Raw genomic sequence first — 674 nt, 5'->3', positions numbered from 1 at the left:
AGTTGGGGCGTGTCCTACCATCGTCCTTCCGCGAATGGCTAAGGTTGAACAACGGGAAGGGCTTGGAGTCTGCCGAGGTGTTCCCCGTGCTGGACGACCGAGATCCAAGAAAGACCTGGGATTCCATAGTTCGCCAGCGCGAGGTTTGGCGCTCGTATTGCGACGACGTCTTCCCCGAACGCGTGCCGCACTTCAAAGCCCTCCTACCATTTGCTTCCTTCGGTACAGGCGACTACTACTGCTTCGACTACTCGGTTACCGGTGAGGGCAGCGAGCCGATAGTCGTTCATTGGTCGCATGAGACAGGCGAAACCTCGCCGAGGGGTGAGTCCTTCAACGACTTCGCGGTAAGGTTGGAGTCTGGTGAATTCGAGCATGATTGAAGCGAAGTCGGCTAACCCCTCCATCGAGCGGACATGCCCCGGCAAGCCGGGTCATGCCGCTCATGTCGAACGTTAGGCGCCAAATGCGAGGTTACTGGGACATCGATCGCTCCACGTCGCACTGCGTGACGTTTGTGGAGGCAGAAGAGGTTGACGACGAACTCATTGAGTTCGTTCACGGCCTGCGGGAGCGTGGCTTCCGTATTGCTTACGTAGATTGCGCGAAGTTCGCGGACCGTCCGTGGGAGATTGGAAGCGAAATCGGCTTCCAGTTGCGAACGGCTCATCCAC

2 protein-coding genes are annotated in these 674 nt (G+C 58.0%); both read left to right on the top strand.

The features are described from left to right. The first annotated feature begins 2 nt into the window (after positions 1–2). The gene (locus L6Q96_23315; GenBank protein ID MCK6557477.1) at positions 3–383 is read left to right on the top strand and encodes an SMI1/KNR4 family protein; all 381 of its coding nucleotides are present in this window, start codon (positions 3–5) and stop codon (positions 381–383) included. Between the two features lie 83 nt (positions 384–466). Further along, positions 467–674 (top strand): hypothetical protein (locus tag L6Q96_23310; protein MCK6557476.1); only part of this gene is annotated, 208 nt, incomplete at its 3' end.

This window comes from Candidatus Binatia bacterium (assembly GCA_023150935.1).
Taxonomy (GTDB): domain Bacteria; phylum Desulfobacterota; class Binatia; order HRBIN30; family HRBIN30; genus JAKLJW01.
The sequence above is the reverse complement of the archived record's forward strand: the minus strand, read 5'-3'. Positions and strand labels throughout refer to the sequence as shown.